The following is a 279-nucleotide window of genomic DNA, read 5'->3' as shown; positions in this document are numbered from 1 at the left end:
TACCACCGTAAAATAACGCCAAGCCTGGAATTGTCATCAACAGAACCAAAGCTGTTGAAATTAAAATCCAAGATGTATCACCGGTATCGAGTTTTGCAGTCGGTGTCGGAGCGGCCGGAGTTTCCTCAGCTGCTGGTGCCGCTGCAATTGTTGCAGGAGCTTCAGACGTTGATGTTGCTGTAACCTCAGATGTTGGTGTTGTTACAGTCTCTTCTGCCCAAGCGGCAGTACCACCCAAAAGTGCGCCAGTTAAACTCAGCGCCATAAGCATTTTTTTCA

1 pseudogene is annotated in these 279 nt (G+C 48.0%); it reads right to left on the bottom strand.

What is annotated here, in order from left to right:
• Window positions 1–265, bottom strand: a pseudogene (locus tag AB2U10_RS19265) (hypothetical protein); the annotation flags it as partial.
• Between the last annotated feature and the right edge of the window lie 14 nt (window positions 266–279).

Origin of the sequence: Leadbetterella sp. DM7, from assembly GCF_040829825.2 — a bacterium.
Classification (GTDB): domain Bacteria; phylum Bacteroidota; class Bacteroidia; order Cytophagales; family Spirosomataceae; genus Leadbetterella.
This window is presented reverse-complemented; position numbering and strand designations above follow the sequence as displayed.